We start from the raw sequence: 20,903 nt of genomic DNA on the forward strand, positions 1-20,903 counted from the left end.
TCTTTACGGAAAATAAAGGATAAGATATAATGATAGAAAATGGAGGAAATGATATGGCATTACAGTTTATACTAGGGTCTGCGAGATCCGGAAAAACAGATTTTATTTATGATCAGATGATCAAAGACTCCATGGAACACGAAGATGAGGAGTTCTTTTTTATTGTGCCGGACCAGTCAACGCTAAATGCACAAAAACAACTGGTCACAAGACATCCACGTCATGGAACGTTTAACATTGATGTGGTGGGATTTTTCAGATTAACTTATCGTGTATTCGAAGAATTATCATATATTCCGAAAGACCTTTTGGAAGATGAAGGAAAATCTATGGTGATCCGAAAGATTATGGAGCAGCATAAAGAAGAATTAAAAGTATTTGCGTCCAGCATGAAAAAACAGGGATTTATTGATGAATTAAAATCTTTTTTTGCAGAGGTCTATCAGTATGACGTGTCCATGGAAGATTTAAAGAAGATTACAGATGGGATGAAAGAAGAAGGATTACGCTCAAAGATGGAAGATATTCTTCTTGTGATGGAGAATTTTGAAGATTATATCAAGGAACGGTACTTGATCTCTGAACAATTGTTAGATGTTCTGGCACAGAAAGTGGAACGATCAGAGAAATTAAAGAATGCAACATTTTATCTTGATGGATTTACAGGATTTACACCGATCCAGAGAAAAGTTCTGGAAAAGTTATTAAAGATCGGGAAAAATGTATATGTTGGATTGACTTTAGATGGACGTTATGTGAGAAGTCAGTACCATGAATACGAACTATTCGCCATGTCAAAGAAAGAAAAATATGAACTGATCAAACTTGCGCAGGATGCAGGAACTCCGGTGATGCCAGATATCATCTGTTGGCCGGATGAGAGAGATTCTAAGGAATTACGCCATCTGGAGCAGAATATCGAGCGTTATCCATATGAGATATACAAGGATGAACCAGAAGATATTAAAATCCGTTGTTTTATGAATCCAAGGCAGGAAAGTAGAACAGTGGCAAATGAGATTGAACGATTTGTGAGGGAAGAAGGATATCGATATAAAGATATTGTTGTATTAACAGCGGATCTTGACAGCTATCAAAATGAATTGGAAAAAAGTTTTAATGATCTGCATATTCCATATTTCGTAGATGTGAATCGAAAACTGTTAAATAATCCATGTATAGAAACACTCCTTTCTGTTCTGAAGATGATCCAGAAAGATTTTTCATATGATATGGTATTTCGTTATTTAAAATCAGGTTTCTCGAATTTTACAATGGAAGAAGCAGATTTTCTGGAAAATTATGTGCTGGCTTGTGGAATTCGTGGATTTGCCAGATGGAACCGCCCATTTGCATCTAAGTTATTTTCTGATGAAGATGTTGGAAGAGCGGAAGCCTTAAGGATTCGTTTTATTGAGGAAGTTGGAACATTAAAAACTGGATTAAAGCGAAGAGGCAGTACGGTCAAGAGAAAGCTTATCTATCTATATGAATTTCTGGAAACATTGGATGTTGAAGGAAAGATGGTAAAGAAACAGGAGATGTTTGAGGCGTCAGGAGATCTCATTGCGGCAGCAACCTATGCAAAGGTTTATGAACAGGTCATTGACCTGTTAGAACAGATGGCAGAGATTTTGGGAGAAGAAAAGCTTTCTTATGATGACTTTTTAAGTGTTTTGGAAAGTGGACTGGAAGAGATGCAGATTGGTGTGATCCCGCCAAGTCTTGATCAGGTCATGATCGGTGATATGAAACGAACGAGAACCGAAGAAGTAAAAATCTTATTTTTCCTAGGTATCAATGAAGGTGTGATTCCTGCAGCCAATGGCGGTGGAGGGGTTGTCAATGACCATCAAAGAGAAGTGCTTGAAACCTATGGAATAAATCTGGCGCCTGGCATCAAACAGTCTGCCTATATGGAACAGTTTTATTTGTATCTTACGGTGTCAAAACCAACCGATCGTTTGTATTTATCCTATCGCATGATGGATGCAGCAGGAAATAATAACCGTCCGTCCTATTTTATTGAAAGGATTCAACGCATTTTTCCAAAATTAAAGGTTACGATGCAGGAAGAAGAAGTGCAGACGGGCTATACAAGGGAAGAAGCGTTAGATCAGATGATTCTTTGTCTGCAGGAGATGGAATTTGATGAAAGAGACGATGATCCGGAGAAAATGAAATGGATGCAGACGTTATATCATGCTTTAAAAGAGTTGGAACCTGTGGGTGATTATGTAGATGCAAGATTTTACACCAATCAGGCATTGCCATTGAGCAAGGAACTGATCCATGATCTGTATGGGGATACGATTTCAGGAAGTGTAACAAGAATGGAGAAATTTGCCGGTTGTGCATTTTCTCATTTTATGCAGTATGGATTAAGGCTTCGAAAACGTCTGGTGCATGAAATCCTGCCGACCGATATGGGAAAAGTTTTTCATAAGACGATGGAATTAGTTGGAAAGCGGAGTGATTGGAAGTTTGCGGATGATACATCAAGAGATGAATTTGTAGAACTGATGGTCGAGCAGGCAGTTACGGATATCCAAAAAGAATTGTTTGAGAGCAGCCACAGAAATGAATATGTCCTGGAGCGGATGAAACGAATCTCTAAACGAGCGGTATGGGCGATGGAACAACATATCAAGAGGGGTGATTTTACACCAGAAGAATATGAGATTGCCTTTGGAGAGGAAAATCATTTAGATTCCATGACGTTTGCTTTAGAAGATGGAGAGAAAATGTTCTTTTCTGGAGTGGTTGACCGTATGGATAGTATAGAAGATGATGAAAATAAATATTTAAAGATCATCGATTACAAATCAGGTAAACAGAAGTTTGATTTTGCCAAGATTTTTCATGGATTGCAGATGCAGCTGATCATTTATATGAATGCAATGATGGAATTATACGAAAAGAAAACAGGAAAGCGGGTATATCCGGCAGGAATGTTTTATTTTCATTTGGATGATCCGATCGTCAATGTAGAACACGAGAATGAGGCGGAAGATAAGATTTTAAAAGATCTTAAGATGAGTGGCGTCGTCAATGAAGATTTTCAGTTGATCGATCATATGGAACATACGGGATCAGAAGGATATCTGACACTGCCGGTTCGTGCAACGAAGAATGGATATGACAAGAGATCTTCTGTTTTAAATACAACACAGTTGTTCAATCTGGGAAGAATTGTGGAAAAGAAAATGACAGAGCTTGGAAATTCATTGATGCATGGAGATATTTCTATAAAGCCATATGAATATGAAGGAAGAAAACCTTGTGAGTATTGTGAGTTTAAGAATATCTGCGCCTATGAAGATGGTGTTGATCAGGTAGAGAAGATTAAGAAAGTATCACTAGAGGAGGGAAAACATGCCTTGGACCAAACAACAGCAGAAAGTCATTGATCAAAGAGATGCCGACATCTTAGTATCTGCTGCGGCAGGTTCTGGAAAGACGGCGGTACTGGTAGAACGTATTATACAAAAGATCACGGACGAAAAACATCCGATCGATGTGGATCATCTGCTTGTCGTGACATTTACGAAAGCAGCAGCAGGGGAGATGAAAGAAAGGATTATGGCGGCACTTGATGAAAAGGTGCGGGAATTTCCAGGAAATCAGCATTTTGTTAAGCAGCTGTCATTGATCCACAAGGCACAGATCACAACGATCCATAGTTTTTGTATGAATCTGATCCGTGATTATTTTTATGTGCTTGGTATTGATCCGAATACAGCACCGGGGGATGAAGGAAGATTATCTGCAATAAGAAAAGAAATATTGGATGATCTGTTGGAAGAAGCTTATGAGAAAAAAGAAGAAGATTTTATCAATCTGATCGAATCTTATTCTCCAGGAAAAAATGATAATATCATCAGTGAATATATTTTAAAGTTATATGAAAATGCAAGAAGCCACAGAGAACCAGAAAAATGGCTTGATCAGGCAGAAGAAAATATTTCAGTAGAGACAAAAGAACAGTTTGATCAGGCACCATTTATGAAGATCATCTTAAGAGATGCAAGATTTTCGATAGATGGTGCATATGATACGATTCAGGAAGCATTAGAACTGGCACTTTCTCCTGGTGGACCATATTTTTATGAAAAAACACTGCGAAAAGATTTAGAGATCATCATAAAGATCAAAGAAGCACAGACATTTTCTGAATTATGTGAAAGCTTTGTAAAGATGGAGAAACCACGACTTTCTGGACGTAAGAAAAAAACAGATGAGATTGATGAAATGCTTCAGGATCAGTGTAAGTATGAAAGAAATCAGGCGTACAATCTGCTTGATGATCTGAAAGCAGCATATTTTTATGAAAATGAGTCAGAAATTTTTCATGAATTAAGAAAGATCAAAAGTCCATTAAAAGGATTGATCGGTCTGACGAGAGAATTTATGATCCGTTATGATGAGAAAAAGAAGAATGAAAATATCATGGATTTCGATGATATGGAACATTTTGCGCTGGAACTTTTGATCGATCATTATGATGAGGAAGGCAATCCAGTGCCAAGTAAGATCGCAAGAGAAAAGTCCGATGGATACGAAGAAATCTATATCGATGAATATCAAGACAGTAACTATATTCAGGATGCGATCTTAAGGAGTGTATCCAAAGAATCCGAAGGCGGTCATAATATGTTTATGGTAGGGGATGTTAAGCAGAGTATTTATAGTTTCCGACTGGCAAGGCCAGAGCTGTTTCTTGAAAAATATCATGGATATCAGCAAAAGGGGGAAGAATATCAGCTCATTGAGCTCCGTAATAATTTCCGAAGCCGCAGTGAGGTCCTTACATTTGTCAATGACGTGTTTTACCAGATCATGCATGAAGATCTTGGAAATATCGAATATACTCAAAATGTTGCTCTTGTTCCAACGATGGAATTTGAACAGGGATGTGATGCACAGACAGAACTGTTACTGTTAGAATCTAATGAAGTCAAAGACTCGGAAGAAGACGCAGTTGTTTTGGAAGCCAGAATGATCGCAACAAGGATTCATGAGATGATCGATGGAGAAGATCCAATGATGGTCACTGGAAAAGATGAAGAAGGCAATATGATTTTAAGAAAAGCCCAATACAGTGATATCGTTATTTTGCTTCGTTCTATGAAGACAAATGCGGAAGTGATCCAGAAAGAATTGATGAATGCGGGAATCCCAGCATTTGCAAATAATCAGAAAGGGTATTTTGATACGGTGGAGATCCGCACGTTATTAAGTTTATTGTCTGTAGTTGATAATATATATATGGATATTGATCTTGCAGCTGTCTTAAGGTCTCCAATGATCGGGATGTCAGAGGAAGAACTAGGACGATTAAAGGTAGATGGAGAAAAAGATTCTATCTATGAATGTCTTTGTGAGACGAAAGATAAGATGGAAAAATCAAAGAAAGCACTGGAATTGCTTGATTTGTTACGGGATGCCAAGACATATCTGCCATTAACACAGTTGATCTGGCTGGCTCTGGAAAAAAGTGGGTATTATCATTATGCAGGAGCCATGCCGCAAGGAAAGAAACGACAAGGAAATATCCTGATGCTCGTTGAACAGGCAAAAGCTTTTGAAAGCAGCCAGATTAAGGGATTGTTTCATTTTGTGCGGTTTATCGAACAGTGCAGGGAATACGATATGGATTATGGAGAGGCAAATACGATGAGCGAAGATCAGGATCTGGTCCGTATTTCCAGTATCCATAAAAGTAAGGGATTGGAATATCCGATTGTTTTTGTATCAAAGATCCATCAGAAATTTAATTTAAGGGATGGGAATGGAAGTATGATCTTCCACGGAGATTATTTTATCGGAGCAGATCATGTTGATCCCGTTTATCGTACAAGAAAGAAGACGATCTTAAAGAATCTGATCAAAAATCAGATGACAAGAGAGTCTTTAGGAGAAGAATTAAGAGTTCTTTATGTTGCAATGACAAGAGCAAAAGAAAAACTGATCTTGACTGGGATCAAGAAAGATGATATTGACTGGAATGCAAAAGGAGAGGTCACAGCAATTGATCGTTTGAGCGGAAGGAGTTATTTTGACTGGATCAAAAAGGCACTTCCGATGATTCCAAAACAGGATTATCGATTGAAGCTCTATACTCTGGAAGATCTTTTGTGGCAGCAGGAAGGAAATGAACTTCTTCATGAGATGAACCGCCATATCTTCTATGAACGTCTAAATGATCAGATTCCAAACGAAAATGTAAAAGCGCTGAAAGAGAGTTTTGCATATCATTACCGCAATGAGGCAGAGACAAAAGGTCGTTTAAAATATTCTGTATCAGAGATCAAACGTATGAGTCAGGCAGCAGATACTGAGGAAGTGATGTATTCATCTGTTTTTATGGAGAAAGAAAAAAGGATACCATCATTTGTCAAGAAAACTGAAAAGATTTCAGCGGCATCCAAAGGTACGATCATTCACAAAGTTTTTGAATTACTAGATTTTTCCAAAGACTATACAATGAAAAGTTTAAACGAAGATATCGAAAGATGGATCTCTCTTGGAAAATTAAAAAAAGAATATGAAAAAGTAATCTATCGAAAAGAAATCCTCGCTCTGACGAGATCAGAACTTGGGAAGAGGATGAAAGAGGCAGCACAGAAGAAACTGCTTTATAAAGAACGGCAGTTTGTGACGGGAATTCCATTTTCTGACATGAACAAAGATGCAAAAACGGATGATTTTGTTGTTGTTCAGGGAATTATTGATGTATATTTTGAGGAAGAAGATAAAATTATTTTGGTAGATTATAAAACAGACCGGGTCAGAGAAGGGGAAGAGGATATTTTGATCAGACGTTATCGTGCACAGATGGAATCTTACCAACAAGCATTGGAAAAGATCACAGGAAAGTGTGTAAAAGAAATTTACATTTATTCTGTAACCCTGCAAAAAACAATTCCCGTGCATGTATGAAATTTCTGATTTGTCATATTCTAAGAATAGAAAATGACAAATCAGAAAGGAAGAAGATCATGCCAAAGGAAAAGGATTTTATAGAAAAGACATTCGAAGAAATGAATGAGATGGAACGGTTAAAATATGAAACTGCTGCAGAACTTGGTCTGCTTGATCAACTAAAGAAGAGTGGATGGAAGTCATTATCAGCCAGTGAAACAGGAAGATTAGGCGGGATCATGAACCGTAAGATAAGAAAGCAGAAGGAAAGTCAGGAAAATACGAAAGGAAGTTAAAATGAACAAACCATGTTTTATCGCAGTGACAAATAGAAATCTATGTAAACGACCATTTTTTGATGTGATCGAGGATCTGTCAAAGAAAGATGTGAAAACGATCGTATTAAGAGAAAAGGATCTGTCAGAAGAAGAGTACTATGAGATCGCAGAGAAATGTAAGGAAATCTGTGACAGAAACGGTGCTTCCTTAACCATTCATAATTTTATCGATGTGGCAAGAAGACTTGGAATCAAGAAGATTCATCTTCCATATCCGGTATTTTTAAAAGAAGCGGGGAATCTGTCTGATTTTGAATCTGTCAGCACATCGATCCATAAGCCAGAAGAGGCGATAAAAGCACAGAAACTGGGGGTGGATTTTGTGTTTGCAGGACATGTCTTTGTGACAGATTGTAAAAAAGGTCTGCCACCAAGGGGACTTGAATTTTTGACGGATGTGGTAAATGCGGTCAAGATTCCGGTGTATGGAATTGGTGGAATTAATGAAGAAAATATTACAAAGATCATGGAATGCGGGGCAGCGGGAGGCTGCATGATGTCAGGATTCATGAAATAAAAATTGAAATTGAATGGTATCTATGTTAAGATGAAAAGAAGTAGCTTTTGAAGAAGGTAAGGACGTAAGATGAAGATAGCAGAACATTTAACAAAACCAATTTCAAAAATTCTTAAATTTTTACTTCGAAGACTGGTATTCGTGACCGTTGCGATCATTTTACAGATGATCTGGATGACCTATATGGTTGTGGTGATCGGAGAATATTCCAAAGCGATCGAATGGGTATTTCGCATATTTAGCATTACTGTTGTGATCTATATTGCGAATAAAGATGATAATCCGGCGTATAAACTTGCATGGACGATACCAATCCTTTTGTTTCCGATTTTTGGCGGATTTTTATATCTGGTCCTGGGAGATAAGCAGCCAGCGAAGAAGCTCCGTATGGAACTTGAACAGTCGATCGAGGATACAGAATTTCTGCTTGGACAGGATTATGGAGTGATGGAAAGATTGGAACAGGAAGATTATCAGGTCGCAGGACAGGCAAAGTATATAGATCAGTATGGTGGATATCCGATTTACGAGAATTCCGATGCGAAGTATTATCCATCGGGAGAGGCAATGTTTGAAGAACTGATCGAGGACCTTAAGAAGGCAAAGCATTATATCTTTATGGAATTTTTTATTGTTTCAAGAGGATATATGTGGGATACGATCTTGGAAGTTCTGAAAGACAGAGTCAATGATGGTGTTGAAGTACGTTTTATGTACGATGATGTAGGATGTGTGGATCTGCTCCCTTATAAATATTACAAAGAGCTTGAGCGGTTTGGGATCATGGCGATGCCATTTAATCCGATCAAACCATTTGTTTCAACAGCATGGAACAACAGAGATCATAGAAAAGTAGTTGTGATCGATGGGCATACAGCATATACTGGTGGATTGAATTTATCTGATGAATATATTAATAAGGTTGAACGTTTTGGATATTGGAAAGATGCCGGACTTAAGGTGACGGGAGATGCAGTGTGGAATTTCACTGTTATGTTTTTGCAGGTATGGAATGCGATCCGTAAGACAGATGAAGGATATGGAGCCTTTCTGCCACATAAGCATTATGAAGATGCCTTTAAAGGAAAGGGATTTATACAACCTTATGCCGATAATCCATTAGATCATGAGATTGTTGGAGAAAATGTATATTTAAATATCATTAATACTGCAAATCATTATGTTTATATTTACACCCCATATCTGATCATTGACAACGAGATGACAACAGCTCTTTGCCTTGCTGCCAAAAGAGGAGTTGATATAAAGATCGTAACTCCTGGAATTCCAGATAAGAAGTTAGTATTCTTATTGACACAATCTTATTATAAGCAGTTGGTGGAAGCTGGAATTCATATTTATGAATATACTCCTGGGTTTATTCATGCAAAGTGTTTTGCAAGTGATGATAAGGTGGCAACAGTTGGAACGATCAACATGGATTATCGAAGCCTTTATCTGCATTTTGAAAATGGTGTTTTTATGTATAAGAATGATGCAGTTATGCAGTTAAAACATGATATGGAGAAAACATTTGAGATCAGCCAGAGGATTACAAAAGAGATGTGTCAAGGAAATTTAAGAAAAACATTGACGCAGAGTGTCTTACGATTACTGGCACCATTACTATAAGAGGATGAGATGGAAAGTTACAGAGATTTTGCAAGGGTGTATGATGAATTTATGGATCAGACCCCATATGATGAATGGCTTTTAAATATTTTAAATATATTCAAAGAATATAAGATTGATAAAGATGCACAGGTATTAGATCTTGGATGTGGGACAGGAAAGATGGCACGAAAGCTTGCAAGAGAAGGTTATCAGGTTACGGCTGTTGATAATTCTATGGATATGCTGGAGATCGCGGCTAGTGAAGAGGAGGATCATATTTTATATGTATTGCAGGACATGGTGTCATTAGAGCTTCCGCAGCAGGTAGATGCAGCGGTTAGTATCTGCGATTGTATGAATTATATTCTAGAGGAAGAAGATTTAAAAGAAGCATTCAGAAGAGTCAGAGAATTTTTAAAAGAAGATGGTGTGTTTGTATTTGATATGAACAGTCATTATAAGTATAAAGAGATCCTTGCGTGCAATACATTTGCAGAAGACCGTGAGGATGCGAGCTTTATCTGGGATAATTTTTATGATGAAGAAGAACGTATCAATGAATATCAGTTGAGCCTGTTTATTCAGAATGAGCAAGGTACATATAACAAGTACGAAGAATTACATTTACAGAAAGCTTACGAACAAGAAGAGGTTGTAAGCTTTCTTTATGAAGCGGGATTTTCATCCGTGCGTGTTCTGGATGCAGAGACAATGGATGAAGTTAAAGAAGATACACAAAGATTATATTATATTGCAAATTGAAAGGAAAAAAGATGAACGATTATATTATCAGAGGAACAGCAGCAAATGACCAGGTTCGTTTTTTTGCTGCATATACAAAAGATGTCGTGGAGACAGCAAGACAGAAACATAATACAAGTCCGGTAGCAACGGCAGCACTTGGAAGATTATTAACAGCCGGAGCTATGATGGGAAGTATGTGTAAGAATGACAGTGATGTGATCACATTACAGATTCAGTGCAGTGGACCGATCGGTGGGTTGACAGTAACAGCTGATTCTAAGGCAAATGTGAAAGGATATGTAAATAATCCAGATGTGATGCTTCCTCCAAGTAAAGAAGGAAAATTAGATGTTGGGAAAGCATTAGATCTAGGTGTTTTGACAGTGATTAAGGATATTGGATTAAAAGAGCCTTATTCAGGACAGACACATTTAGTATCTGGAGAGATCGCAGAAGATTTAACATATTATTTTGCGGCAAGTGAGCAGATTCCAACATCTGTAGCACTTGGAGTTTTAATGAACAAAGATAACACGGTTCGTCAGGCAGGTGGATTTATCATTCAGATGATGCCATATGCAGAGGAAGAGACGATCAGTAAGTTAGAGAAGAAGATCGCAGAATTCAAATCCGTAACTTATGCATTAGAGCATGAACATACACCAGAGAAGATGATGGAGGATCTCTTAGGTGATATGGATATGAAGATCTATGAGAAAGTTCCAACACAATTTCATTGTAACTGTTCCAAAGAGAGAGTAGAAAAAGCAGTGATTTCTGTTGGAAAAAAAGAGATTCAGAACATGATCGATGATGGAGAGCCAATTGAAGTAAACTGCCATTTCTGTAATACACATTATCATTACAGTGTGGATGATCTTAAGAGAATGTTAAATGAGGCAACAAGATAAGCCGTTTTAAATGTGGAGAATCCTGCTTTGCAGGATTCTTTTTGAATAATGGAGGAAAACTGATGAGAACAGCGAAGAATATACTTTTGTTTGTCTTCATACTGATCATAAGTTTGAATGTAACAGTACATGCACAGGAGAATGGAGAGAAGACAGAAAATCCGGTCAAGGTAACACAGGAATCTGAGAATGATAAAGATGTGCCGTTTACGAATAGTAAAGGAGAGACAGTATATACATTGTCTGCAACTACAAGGGACAGAGAAGGTGCGATCATGATGCCGAAAGACCGTATTTTATGTCTTACTTCGGAGACGGTTGATCTAAGTGATATCGAAGTTTTGATCGACGATTCAAATGAACAGGCCAAAAAGGATCTTGAGGTTGAGCTTATATCTGCGTCTAAGAATACCGCAAAGATTTGTGTGAATTTTTCGAATCGGTATGTTTCGACTGATTTAAACTGGGATGGGAAGATTCTTGTAAAAAAAGGCAATGACGTGATCAGGGAGATTGCGATCGCTTATATGACACCATACATAAGAGATGTGCATGATACAGGATTTCAAACGTTAAGTTCATGGTCTGGTACATGGGGCGTTTTAGATGGAGAGCAATATCGCTCCTCTGGGATTATTGATGTGTATCAGGATAATGCACAGATTTCTTTTACCTATCAGTCACAAGGAAATCAGGGAGTGAAAGCATTTCATTTATACCAAAGTGGGAATTATACATTTTCGGATGGATCATACGATATCAAGGCTCAGAATCAAGGTATCAAGGCTTATAATACAGTGAATATCCGTCTGAAACCAACTTATATCAAGCAGTTAAAAGAAGAACTGGTCAATGACCTGTATCAATACAGTTTAGATACAAAGCAGTGTGTGTTCGATGATCTGATGATTGAATATGAAGACGGATGTATCATCGGAGAAGTCACAGATTTTGTGAGACTAGGACATCAGGCAACGATCAAGCCGTTAGATAAGATGACATTAAAGGCAAATATAAAATCTACATCAAAGATTTTTCTTCAGTGGAAGAAACTTGATCGTGTCAGTGGTTATGCGATCTATCGTTATGATTCTGGGAAACAGCGATATGAAAAGATAAAAACAGTTTCAACACAGGAGACTTCCTATACAGATTCTAAGTTAAAATCTGGGAAGACATATTATTATAAAATTGTGCCATATCGTTCCATTACATATACAAATGCTGGAAATTTATGCAAGGTTGTGAATGGTTCATCTTCCAATATCGCAAAATGTATCACAAAACCGGGGAAACCAGTGATAAAGGCAAAGAGATTGGGAAGAAGAATAAAAGTAAAGATTAAAAAAGTAAGCGGAGCCAGTGGATATAAAGTATATTTAAGGAAGGGAAAGAAAGGCCGGTATAAAGTTGTTAAAACATATAAAGGCAATCGGCCCCGTACGTATAAGAGTCGAAAGTTAAAAAGAAAAAAGATGTATTATGTGAAAGTACGTGCATATAAAACATATCAATCCAAGAAATACTTTGGAAAATATTCAAAAACGAAAAAAGTCAAAATTCCAAAGAAGTGATGATGTGAGAAAAAAGACAGATGAGGTGATTCTTCTCATCTGTCTTTTTCGATTTACGAATTATTCTTTTTCGTCAGATTCTTCGGATGGAGTTTCTGTTTCTTGTGTTTCTTCTTCAGCTACGGATGGATCATCATCAGTATCTGTGATGTTGATAGAAACATAATCTCTGTCATCTTTTGATGGTTCAGGGAAAATCTCATCATCATCAAAAGAATCATCATCAAAAGATTCGTCATCGAAATCATCGTCAAAATCATCATCGGATACTTCTTTAATCTTTGCAATGATCGCTTTGATCTGATCACGGGCAACATATAAAATACCAGCAACGGTAGCGATGGCAGTGATCAGTTTAAAAAGGTCTTTTATGGTTTTCTTCATAACGAAAAACTCCTTTCTTTTTTATTATTATTATTTTATAATGAATCAAAAAAAAATGCAATGCAGGATTGACAAAATAAAATTTCATGATAAAATAAATTTATAAAATAAAACTTTGCAAAACATAGAGGAGGAATAGAGTGAAACGTTTATGTGCAAAAGCGGCACTTGATCTTGTGCCAGATCATGGGATTATCGGACTTGGTGGTGGAGAGACGATCAGTTATCTTGCAGAAGATATCAAAGAAGCTGAGAAAGATGTCAAAGTTGTGACACCATCAGATCATACAGCACAAGTATGTAAAAAGCTTGGATTAGAAATTGTTGATACCAAAGAAGTAAAAGAGATCGAAATTGCATTTGACGGGTGTGATCAGGTTGATTCTGATCTTGATGCATATAAAAGTGGAGGCGGAATTCACACATTAGAGAAGATTATTGCAAAGATGGCAAAAGAATATGTATTACTGGTCGATGAAACGAAAGTAACAGATAAGTTAAATAATAAAGTACCAGTTGTATTAGATATTATTCCAGAAGCAGTGAACTATGTGACAAGTCAGGTGGAAGCAATGGGTGCAACAGTGAAGAAACGTGATGAACATTTACTGGAAGTTTATTATGACACTTTACCAGAACTAGAAGAGATTGACAAAAACTTAAAGATGATCACAGGGGTGATCGAGACATCATTATTTTATCAGGTTGCAACAAAAGCATTGGTTGCAGGTGAAGAAGGAATCAGAGTGATCAAGTAGGAAAGAAGGAAAGATAAGATGAGTACATGGGGCATTTTAGGTTGTGGAACAATTGCGAATGAGATGGCAGCAACATTTCAGAAGATGGGACATGAAATTTACGGAGTAGCCAATCGTACACCAGAGAAAGCAGAAAAGTTTGCAGACAAATATGGAGTAAAACATGTTTTTAAAACATACGAAGAGATGCTGGCAGATGAAAATATCGATATCATTTATGTTGCAACACCACATAGTATGCATTATGAAAATATGAAGCAGGCAGTCAATGCAGGAAAGCATATCTTATGTGAAAAAGCGATCACAGTGAATGCAGCACAGTTAGAAGAAGTGCTGGAACTTGCTGAAGAAAAAGGTGTGGTAGTCAGAGAAGCAATGACAATTTCACATATGCCTTTATATAAGAAATTAAAAGAACGAATCAAAGAAGGTGCGATCGGTAATACAAAGATGGTACAGGTAAATTTTGGAAGTAACAAAGGTTATGATTCTACACAGAGATTTTTTGCATTAGAAGCAGCTGGCGGAGCTTTATTGGATATTGGAGTATATGCAACAGCATTTGCGAGAACATTTTTAAGTGAGATGCCAAATACGATTCTTACGACTGTAGAATATTTAGAGACAGGTGCAGATGAACAATCTGGGATCATTATGAAGAATACAAAAGGGGAGATGGTTGTTATGTGTCTGACACTTCGTGCAAAACAGCCAAAACGAGGAGTTGTGACAGGTGATAAGGGATATATTGAAGTATATGAATATCCAAGAGCATGCAAAGCAACGATCACCAATACGGCAACTGGAGAAGTTGAGACAGTTGAAGCAGGAAAGACAGAAGATGCTTTAAAATATGAGGTAGAAGCAATGGAAGCAGCGATCGAAGGAAACTTGGAGGATGATTGCCAGATCATTACAAAAGATACGATGCGAATTTTAACAAGTATTAAGACACAGTGGGGAATGAAATACCCATTTGAATAAGGATCTGAGATGATCATATAAGAATTTATCAAAAAGAAATGTGCCAAACACACATTTCTTTTTTTACTGGACGAAGCTTTTGCTATCAGTTATACTTAATAAGAATGAAGCAGGAAGGAGCGGTAAGATGATCCAGATTTATAAGAATTATGAAGGACATAAAGAGTTAGAAGAATTAGATCATATCGAATTGGAATCATGGGTGATGATCACAGATCCAACGATGGAGGAACTCATGAATATTTCGAGAGATTATAAGATTGATATGGATGATCTTAAGGCAGCACTGGATACGGAAGAACGTTCCCGACTGGAGAATGAAGATGATTATACAATGATTCTTGTGAATATTCCGGTTGTAGAGGAAGAGGAAGGAAAGAAATGGTATGAGACGATACCGCTTGGGATTTTTATTACTAATAAGATCGTCTTTACTGTTTGTTTGGAGCAGACGAATATCTTAAAACAATTTGTTGATGGACTGGTATCAAATTTTTATACATTTATGAAGACAAGATTTGTATATCAGATTCTTTACAATAATGCAGCGTTGTTCCTGTATTATCTGCGTGTGATCGACCAGAGAGCAAATCAAGTGGAAGATCTGTTGCATGAGACATATGAGAACAAAGACTTGATCCAATTGTATGATTTAGAGAAATGCCTAGTTTATTTTACAACAGCATTAAAATCAAATGAAGTAGTGTTGGAGAAATTAAGAAAACATATTGGCCTTAGACATTATGAAGAAGATGAAGAACTGTTGGAAGATGTCATCATTGAGAATAAACAGGCGATGGAGATGACGGATATTTATCATAATATCCTGCGAAGTACAATGTCTTTGTTTGGATCGATCATTGATAATAACCTGAATCAGGTTATGAAATTCTTGGCAGCGATCACGATTATTTTGGAATTACCAACGATGATCTCGGGATTGTATGGTATGAACGTCAATGGTGTTGGAATGCCGTTTGCGACGAAAGCATATGGGTTTGCAGCAATCTCGATTTTTTCTTTGATCGTCTGTTTGATCGCGGTGTATATTTTGAAGAAGAAACATATACTATAAGATATTGAAGAATCACACTAAGTGGTTCTTCATGTGTTTTAGGGCGTTTTTTTCCAGACGGCTGACTTGTGCCTGGGAAATGGCGATTTCGTCTGCAACTTCTGTTTGTGTTTTTCCTTCAAAGAATCGCATTTTGATAATATCATATTCTCGATCTGGAAGATGTTCCATTGCTTCTTTTAAGGCAATGGATTCCACCCAGCTATCTTCTTTGTTTTTTTTATCTTTTACCTGATCCATAAGGTAAAGAGTATCACCTCCATCCTGATAAACAGGTTCATAAAGAGAAAGAGGGGTTGCGATCGCATCAAGTGCAAATAAAACATCTTCTTTTTTCATATCGATTTCTTTTGCAATGACGTCGATCGTAGGCTCATGATTTAATTTTTTGGTAAGAACTTCTCTTGCATTGATCGCTTTATATGCGGTATCACGAAGAGAACGACTTACACGCATACTATGATTATCGCGAAGATAGCGTTTGACTTCACCAATGATCATGGGAACAGCATAAGTAGAGAATTTCACATTTAGATTCCGGTCAAAATTATCAATAGCTTTCATAAGACCGATGCAGCCAACTTGAAAAAGATCATCTGCATTTTCATTACTTCCTGAAAATCGTTGGATGATACTGAGAACAAGTCGTAGATTTCCTTTGATATAATGTTCTCTGGCAAGAAGATCACCTTGCTCGATCCGTTCAAATAAATCTTCTTTTTCTTCTTCAGAAAGTAAAGGGAGAGAAGAAGTGTTAACGCCACAGATTTCTACTTTTTTTCGTGCCATAATAAGTTCCTCCGTTTGTGATTCGTATAATAAAATCATGTACAGATCTGGTGGAATTTATACGTTGAAAAAAATGGAAGAGGAAATTGACTTATATTTTTTCAGGTGCTATGATGAGGATAAATACGATCAAAGGAGAGTAAAGATGAAGAAGATATTAGCATCGCTTATGATGGTTGGACTTATTTTTTGTCTTGGTGGATGCAACGTTCCATGGATGAAACAAAAGACAGAGAAAACGAAGGCTGCGAAAGTTATTCAGGCAGATAAAGTTGAAGGGACAATGAAAGGAATGAAATTAAAGGTTGGTGTATCGAATGATATGGCACCATTTTCATATTATGATAGTGAGCAGAAGAAGATCACAGGGTTTGATATTGATCTTCTTGATAAACTTAGTGAATATCTGGGCTTTGAATATGAATTATATCCAATGAATATGAAGAAATTAGAGCAAAAGATCAAGAACAAAGAATTAGATCTTGCAATCGCAGGAATTTCAATCACAGATGAAAGACAGAGAGAGTTTTCATTTACAGACACTTATTATGAAACATATCTTCAGATCGTGGTCAGAAAAGACAGCCAGATCACAGATCGTAAGGAGATTACAGAGAAGAAGGTCGGTGTTGTAGAAGGAACATCCAGTGCACAATATGCGGAGGATTATTTGTCAGAGGATAACAAGATCACATATTATAAAAACATTACAAAAGTATGGAACGATCTTGAAAAAGGAACGATCGATGCAACGATTTATGATACAACAGGAATCCAGAATTATATGCAAGAACACGCAGATAATACGAATCTTAGTGTGTTGAATGAACAACTTAATTCTGAGGAAAGTAATTATGGGATTATGTTTGTGAAGGGATACAAATATCTGGATCAGTTTAATGTAGCACTTCAGGTTCTCAATAATGATGGGACGTATCAGAAGCTTAAGGAGCAGTGGATCAAGACAAAAGAATAAAAGATAAGAAAATGGCAGGAACTATATGTAAGATGAAAAGTTCCTGCCATTTTGTTTGTTAAGAAAGGCTCTTGTAAGATTCAAAGTGTGAGTGTATGAAGCCATGCAGATTCTTCCTCGTTAAGGTGTGGAGAAAGTGTATCATATACGAACTGCTGGTAATCAGTTAACAATTGTTTTTCTTTTTCGTTAAATAAAGAAAGGTCAACACCGTCAAGATCGATCGGTACAAGTGTCAGGGGTTCGAAATGAAGGAAAGCACCGTATTCATTTTGCTGCCATTTTTTACAGATCAGCATATTTTCTGTACGGATTCCGTATTTTCCAGGAACATAAACACCTGGTTCATCTGTGATGACCATACCTGGCTGTAGTACTGCGTCAAGATTTTCGGGATTCGATCTCCAACGAAAAGCGTTTGGACCTTCATGAACACCAAGAAAATATCCAACACCATGTCCGGTTCCACAACGATAATCAACGCCATCTTCCCAGAGAGGTTCTCTTGCAAGAATATCAAGATTACTTCCTCTGCAGCCAAACAGGAATTTTGCATTGGCAAGAGTCAGCATAGATTTTAATACCAGTGTAAAGTATTTCCTTTCTTCCTCTGAAATTGGTCCAAGAATAAAAGTTCTTGTGACATCGGTTGTACCACCATAATATTGTCCACCGGAATCAATGAGAAGCATACCTTCAGCTTTGACATCGACATCGGATTCTTCAGTGGATTGATAATGCATCATTGCAGCATGATCTTTATAAGCACAGATCGTCTCGAAACTAGGGCCCATGTAATCGGGTAGTTTTTTTCTTTCTTCCTCGAGATGGTCAGAGATCATACGTTCTGTCATAGGGATTTTTCCGACGTTTTTCTTAAGCCAGTACATAAATTTTGTCATAGCGATCCCATCATTGATATGGCATGCTTTCAAATGATCGATCTGAATGTCATTTTTTATAGCTTTCATTAGTTCTGTTGGATTCTTATCTTCAATGATCTTGCATTTGAATAAGAGATTATAATGCAGATAGTTTGTAAGATCTGGATTTAACAAAACAGTTTCATGTTGGTCTTTTAAGAAAGCACTAACTTCTGTGTAATCGAGGATGGAAATGCCGTGTTCCTTAAACCGTTGAAAAGCAACTGCTGAAATACAATCTTTTCGAAGAAAAAGAAAACATTTGTCTATCGTGATCCATGCATAACTATAAAATAATGGAGTGCATGCAATGTCATCTCCACGCAAGTTAAAAAGCCATGCAATATCAGGAAGAGAGGATAAGAAAAATGCATTGGCATCAAGTTCTTTCATTTTTTCTCTGACACGTGCCAGTTTTGAATCAGTATGTTCTCCACTGTATTTGATATCATGACGGTAAATTGTGGATTTTGTGATCGCGGGGCGATCATCTTTGGCCCAGAGTTCTTCTACAAAACGAAGATCAAAACGAAAAGATGCACCATGCTGCTTCACTAGTTTTGCGATTTTTTTTCCGTAAGAAGCTGAGATCGTAAAGCCGTTTACCCCAAGTGTATCACCTTCCTGCAGGTGTTCTTTCAAAAATTCAAGAATCGTAGGAACACTAGAAACCCCTTGTTTCATCAATGTGATATCAGAAGAAATCTGTCCTTCGGCCTGCGTAAAATAACGTCCATCAGTCCAAAGCCATCCTTCTTCGCATCCAGCTAGAAAGGTACCAGCAGAACCAGTAAAACCAGAAATGTATTGTCTGCATTTAAAGTAATCATCTACGTATTCGGATTGATGTGGATCTTCACTTGGAACAAGATAATAAGAAACCTTTTGGTTTTTCATTTGTTCGCGAAGTTTCATAAAATTTAGATTCATGTCCAAAAACCTCCATTTTGTCGTATTAAAATCCTGAAAATATATGTTTTATATAGGATTTCAGGATCGGTTTATGTTAATTATAGTAGATGAATAGGGATTCGTAAAGAAAAAGCAAATGTAAAAATATATGGTATTTTGTCAAAAAAGTTGAAAAAAATAAAAGAAATACGGTATAATCGGGATTGAACAAATATAAAAGTATAAAGGAGAAACTTATGAAGAATTTACTAGTTGCTCAGTCAGGAGGACCATCTGCAGCAATCAATGCGACGATCACAGGAGTGATCGATGCTGGAATTGAGAGTGGACGTGTGGGTCATGTTTATGGTGCTCTGAATGGAATTAAAGGTGTGCTGAACGAGAATTTTGTAAATCTCGATGAAGTATGTGACACAAAAGAAAAAAGAGATCTATTAGCGATCACACCGGCAGCGGCACTTGGTTCCTGTCGATGGAAACTGGGGAATCCCAAAGAAAATGCAGAAGAATTTGAAGAGATCATCCGTATTTTAAGAAAGAATGACATAGGATATTTTATATATACTGGTGGAAATGATTCTATGGACACCGTATATAAACTGTCTGTTTACTGTGAAGAACATAATATTGATGACATTAAGGTAATGGGAGCTCCAAAGACGATCGATAATGATCTTGGAGAGACTGACCATTGCCCTGGATTTGGTTCTGCAGCCAAATTTATCGCGACTGCGTTTACCGAGATTGCGTGTGATTGCTTTGTTTATGATGTCCCATCCGTAACGATCGTAGAAGTTATGGGAAGAAATGCAGGATGGTTGACTGCCGCATCTGCACTTGCAAGGATCGAAGGGCGAAAAGTTCCTCAGTTGATCTATCTTTGTGAGAAAGCATTCGATGAAGATCGATTTATTGAAGATGTAAATGAAGCATTAAAAAAAGAAAATAACATCATCATTGCAGTAAGTGAAGGTGTAAAAACTGCTGACGGAAATTACGTTGGAGAAGAAACAAAATCAGGAAAAGAAGATGTATTTGGACATAAATATCTTTCTGGTGTTGGTAAATATCTGGAAGGACTGGTAGGAGAGAAGATCGGATGTAAAGTCAGATCTGTAGAATTAAACATCCTTCAGAGATGTGCTGGATATATGTTAAGTGAGACTGATATCATGGAATCAAGAAATCTTGGAGCATTTGCAGCTGTCAGTGCGATTCGCGGAAAGAGTGGAAAAATGTCTGCAGTGCGAAGAATTTCAGATGATCCATATCAGGTAGAAATCGTACTTTCTGATCTGTCAAAGATTGCGAATTATGAAAAGAAAGTTCCGATGGAATGGATCAATGAAGAAGGGAATGATATTAAAGACGAATTACTGACATATTTAAAACCGTTGATCCAAGGTGAAGTACAGATTCCATATGAAAATGGAATTCCAAAACGATTTATTTTATAAAAGACAAGAAAGAATCCTGCGGT

General features: G+C 37.1%; 16 protein-coding genes. 13 read left to right on the forward strand and 3 right to left on the reverse strand.

Going from position 1 to position 20,903, the window contains the following annotated elements; translation table 11 throughout:
* Positions 1–53: 53 nt before the first annotated feature.
* The 8 genes from addB (at position 54) to QUE18_RS04410 (ending at position 12,622) form a co-directional block, all read left to right on the forward strand.
* Positions 54–3,410, forward strand: coding sequence for a helicase-exonuclease AddAB subunit AddB (gene addB, locus QUE18_RS04375; RefSeq protein WP_242852682.1), 3,357 nt, complete (start codon positions 54–56; stop codon positions 3,408–3,410).
* Entirely contained in the window at positions 3,376–6,942 is a 3,567-nt protein-coding gene (gene addA / locus QUE18_RS04380) for a helicase-exonuclease AddAB subunit AddA (RefSeq protein ID WP_009202784.1), read from the forward strand. Before addB ends, addA begins: the two co-directional genes overlap by 35 nt.
* Before the next feature lie 59 nt (positions 6,943–7,001).
* Positions 7,002–7,220, forward strand: coding sequence for a small, acid-soluble spore protein, alpha/beta type (locus tag QUE18_RS04385; protein WP_015530552.1), 219 nt, complete (start codon positions 7,002–7,004; stop codon positions 7,218–7,220).
* A 1-nt stretch (position 7,221) separates the two neighbouring features.
* On the forward strand, positions 7,222–7,779 hold the full coding sequence (locus tag QUE18_RS04390; protein ID WP_008391754.1) for a thiamine phosphate synthase: 558 nt from the start codon (positions 7,222–7,224) through the stop codon (positions 7,777–7,779).
* Between the two features lie 69 nt (positions 7,780–7,848).
* Positions 7,849–9,411 carry a cardiolipin synthase gene (cls, locus tag QUE18_RS04395; RefSeq protein ID WP_008391756.1) on the forward strand — a complete coding sequence of 521 codons (1,563 nt, stop codon included), beginning with the start codon at positions 7,849–7,851 and terminating at the stop codon, positions 9,409–9,411.
* A 9-nt stretch (positions 9,412–9,420) separates the two neighbouring features.
* Positions 9,421–10,155, forward strand: coding sequence for a class I SAM-dependent DNA methyltransferase (locus QUE18_RS04400; protein ID WP_009202785.1), 735 nt, complete (start codon positions 9,421–9,423; stop codon positions 10,153–10,155).
* An 11-nt stretch (positions 10,156–10,166) separates the two neighbouring features.
* Complete coding sequence (gene hslO / locus QUE18_RS04405; RefSeq protein ID WP_009264451.1) at positions 10,167–11,048, forward strand: Hsp33 family molecular chaperone HslO; 882 nt, start codon at positions 10,167–10,169, stop codon at positions 11,046–11,048.
* A gap of 62 nt (positions 11,049–11,110) precedes the next feature.
* Positions 11,111–12,622, forward strand: a complete 1,512-nt coding sequence (locus tag QUE18_RS04410) for a fibronectin type III domain-containing protein (RefSeq protein ID WP_009202786.1) — start codon at positions 11,111–11,113, stop codon at positions 12,620–12,622.
* A gap of 60 nt (positions 12,623–12,682) precedes the next feature.
* On the opposite strand, the gene QUE18_RS04415 is transcribed toward QUE18_RS04410, so the two are convergent.
* A complete protein-coding gene (locus QUE18_RS04415) occupies positions 12,683–13,006 on the reverse strand; it encodes a hypothetical protein (protein WP_009202787.1) in 324 nt (107 codons plus the stop codon).
* Positions 13,007–13,146: 140 nt separating this feature from the next.
* Between QUE18_RS04415 and rpiA the strand changes: the two genes are divergently transcribed.
* From rpiA to QUE18_RS04430, 3 genes are all read left to right on the forward strand, one after another.
* Positions 13,147–13,764 carry a ribose 5-phosphate isomerase A gene (gene rpiA / locus QUE18_RS04420; protein WP_009202788.1) on the forward strand — a complete coding sequence of 206 codons (618 nt, stop codon included), beginning with the start codon at positions 13,147–13,149 and terminating at the stop codon, positions 13,762–13,764.
* Between the two features lie 18 nt (positions 13,765–13,782).
* A complete protein-coding gene (locus QUE18_RS04425; protein ID WP_009202789.1) occupies positions 13,783–14,748 on the forward strand; it encodes a Gfo/Idh/MocA family protein in 966 nt (321 codons plus the stop codon).
* A gap of 127 nt (positions 14,749–14,875) precedes the next feature.
* Positions 14,876–15,823: a magnesium transporter CorA family protein gene (locus QUE18_RS04430; RefSeq protein ID WP_015530553.1), complete on the forward strand. Its 948-nt coding sequence runs from the start codon at positions 14,876–14,878 to the stop codon at positions 15,821–15,823.
* A gap of 12 nt (positions 15,824–15,835) precedes the next feature.
* On the opposite strand, the gene sigG is transcribed toward QUE18_RS04430, so the two are convergent.
* Positions 15,836–16,612, reverse strand: a complete 777-nt coding sequence (sigG, locus tag QUE18_RS04435; RefSeq protein ID WP_015530554.1) for an RNA polymerase sporulation sigma factor SigG — start codon at positions 16,610–16,612, stop codon at positions 15,836–15,838.
* A gap of 145 nt (positions 16,613–16,757) precedes the next feature.
* On the opposite strand from sigG, the gene QUE18_RS04440 reads away from it, so the two are divergent.
* On the forward strand, positions 16,758–17,588 hold the full coding sequence (locus QUE18_RS04440; RefSeq protein WP_015530555.1) for a substrate-binding periplasmic protein: 831 nt from the start codon (positions 16,758–16,760) through the stop codon (positions 17,586–17,588).
* Between the two features lie 80 nt (positions 17,589–17,668).
* On the opposite strand, the gene QUE18_RS04445 is transcribed toward QUE18_RS04440, so the two are convergent.
* On the reverse strand, positions 17,669–19,441 hold the full coding sequence (locus QUE18_RS04445; protein ID WP_009202790.1) for an aminopeptidase P family protein: 1,773 nt from the start codon (positions 19,439–19,441) through the stop codon (positions 17,669–17,671).
* 218 nt (positions 19,442–19,659) lie between these two features.
* On the opposite strand from QUE18_RS04445, the gene QUE18_RS04450 reads away from it, so the two are divergent.
* Positions 19,660–20,880 (forward strand): 6-phosphofructokinase, encoded by a 1,221-nt coding sequence (locus QUE18_RS04450; RefSeq protein WP_008391771.1) that lies wholly within the window; start codon positions 19,660–19,662, stop codon positions 20,878–20,880.
* Positions 20,881–20,903: the final 23 nt, after the last annotated feature.

The sequence above is a fragment of the Anaerostipes hadrus ATCC 29173 = JCM 17467 genome (assembly GCF_030296915.1).
Taxonomy (GTDB): domain Bacteria; phylum Bacillota; class Clostridia; order Lachnospirales; family Lachnospiraceae; genus Anaerostipes; species Anaerostipes hadrus.

What these genes read in the sequence shown, in the direction of transcription:
- QUE18_RS04400 (WP_009202785.1), top strand. Translation starts at nt 9,421, where the DNA reads ATGGAAAGTTACAGAGATTTTGCAAGGGTGTATGATGAATTTATGGAT.
- QUE18_RS04385 (WP_015530552.1), top strand. Translation starts at nt 7,002, where the DNA reads ATGCCAAAGGAAAAGGATTTTATAGAAAAGACATTCGAAGAAATGAAT.
- hslO (WP_009264451.1), top strand. Translation starts at nt 10,167, where the DNA reads ATGAACGATTATATTATCAGAGGAACAGCAGCAAATGACCAGGTTCGT.
- QUE18_RS04450 (WP_008391771.1), top strand. Translation starts at nt 19,660, where the DNA reads ATGAAGAATTTACTAGTTGCTCAGTCAGGAGGACCATCTGCAGCAATC.
- QUE18_RS04440 (WP_015530555.1), top strand. Translation starts at nt 16,758, where the DNA reads ATGAAGAAGATATTAGCATCGCTTATGATGGTTGGACTTATTTTTTGT.
- QUE18_RS04445 (WP_009202790.1), bottom strand. Translation starts at nt 19,441, where the DNA reads ATGAATCTAAATTTTATGAAACTTCGCGAACAAATGAAAAACCAAAAG.
- QUE18_RS04410 (WP_009202786.1), top strand. Translation starts at nt 11,111, where the DNA reads ATGAGAACAGCGAAGAATATACTTTTGTTTGTCTTCATACTGATCATA.
- sigG (WP_015530554.1), bottom strand. Translation starts at nt 16,612, where the DNA reads ATGGCACGAAAAAAAGTAGAAATCTGTGGCGTTAACACTTCTTCTCTC.
- QUE18_RS04390 (WP_008391754.1), top strand. Translation starts at nt 7,222, where the DNA reads ATGAACAAACCATGTTTTATCGCAGTGACAAATAGAAATCTATGTAAA.
- addB (WP_242852682.1), top strand. Translation starts at nt 54, where the DNA reads ATGGCATTACAGTTTATACTAGGGTCTGCGAGATCCGGAAAAACAGAT.
- QUE18_RS04415 (WP_009202787.1), bottom strand. Translation starts at nt 13,006, where the DNA reads ATGAAGAAAACCATAAAAGACCTTTTTAAACTGATCACTGCCATCGCT.
- QUE18_RS04425 (WP_009202789.1), top strand. Translation starts at nt 13,783, where the DNA reads ATGAGTACATGGGGCATTTTAGGTTGTGGAACAATTGCGAATGAGATG.
- QUE18_RS04430 (WP_015530553.1), top strand. Translation starts at nt 14,876, where the DNA reads ATGATCCAGATTTATAAGAATTATGAAGGACATAAAGAGTTAGAAGAA.
- addA (WP_009202784.1), top strand. Translation starts at nt 3,376, where the DNA reads ATGCCTTGGACCAAACAACAGCAGAAAGTCATTGATCAAAGAGATGCC.
- cls (WP_008391756.1), top strand. Translation starts at nt 7,849, where the DNA reads ATGAAGATAGCAGAACATTTAACAAAACCAATTTCAAAAATTCTTAAA.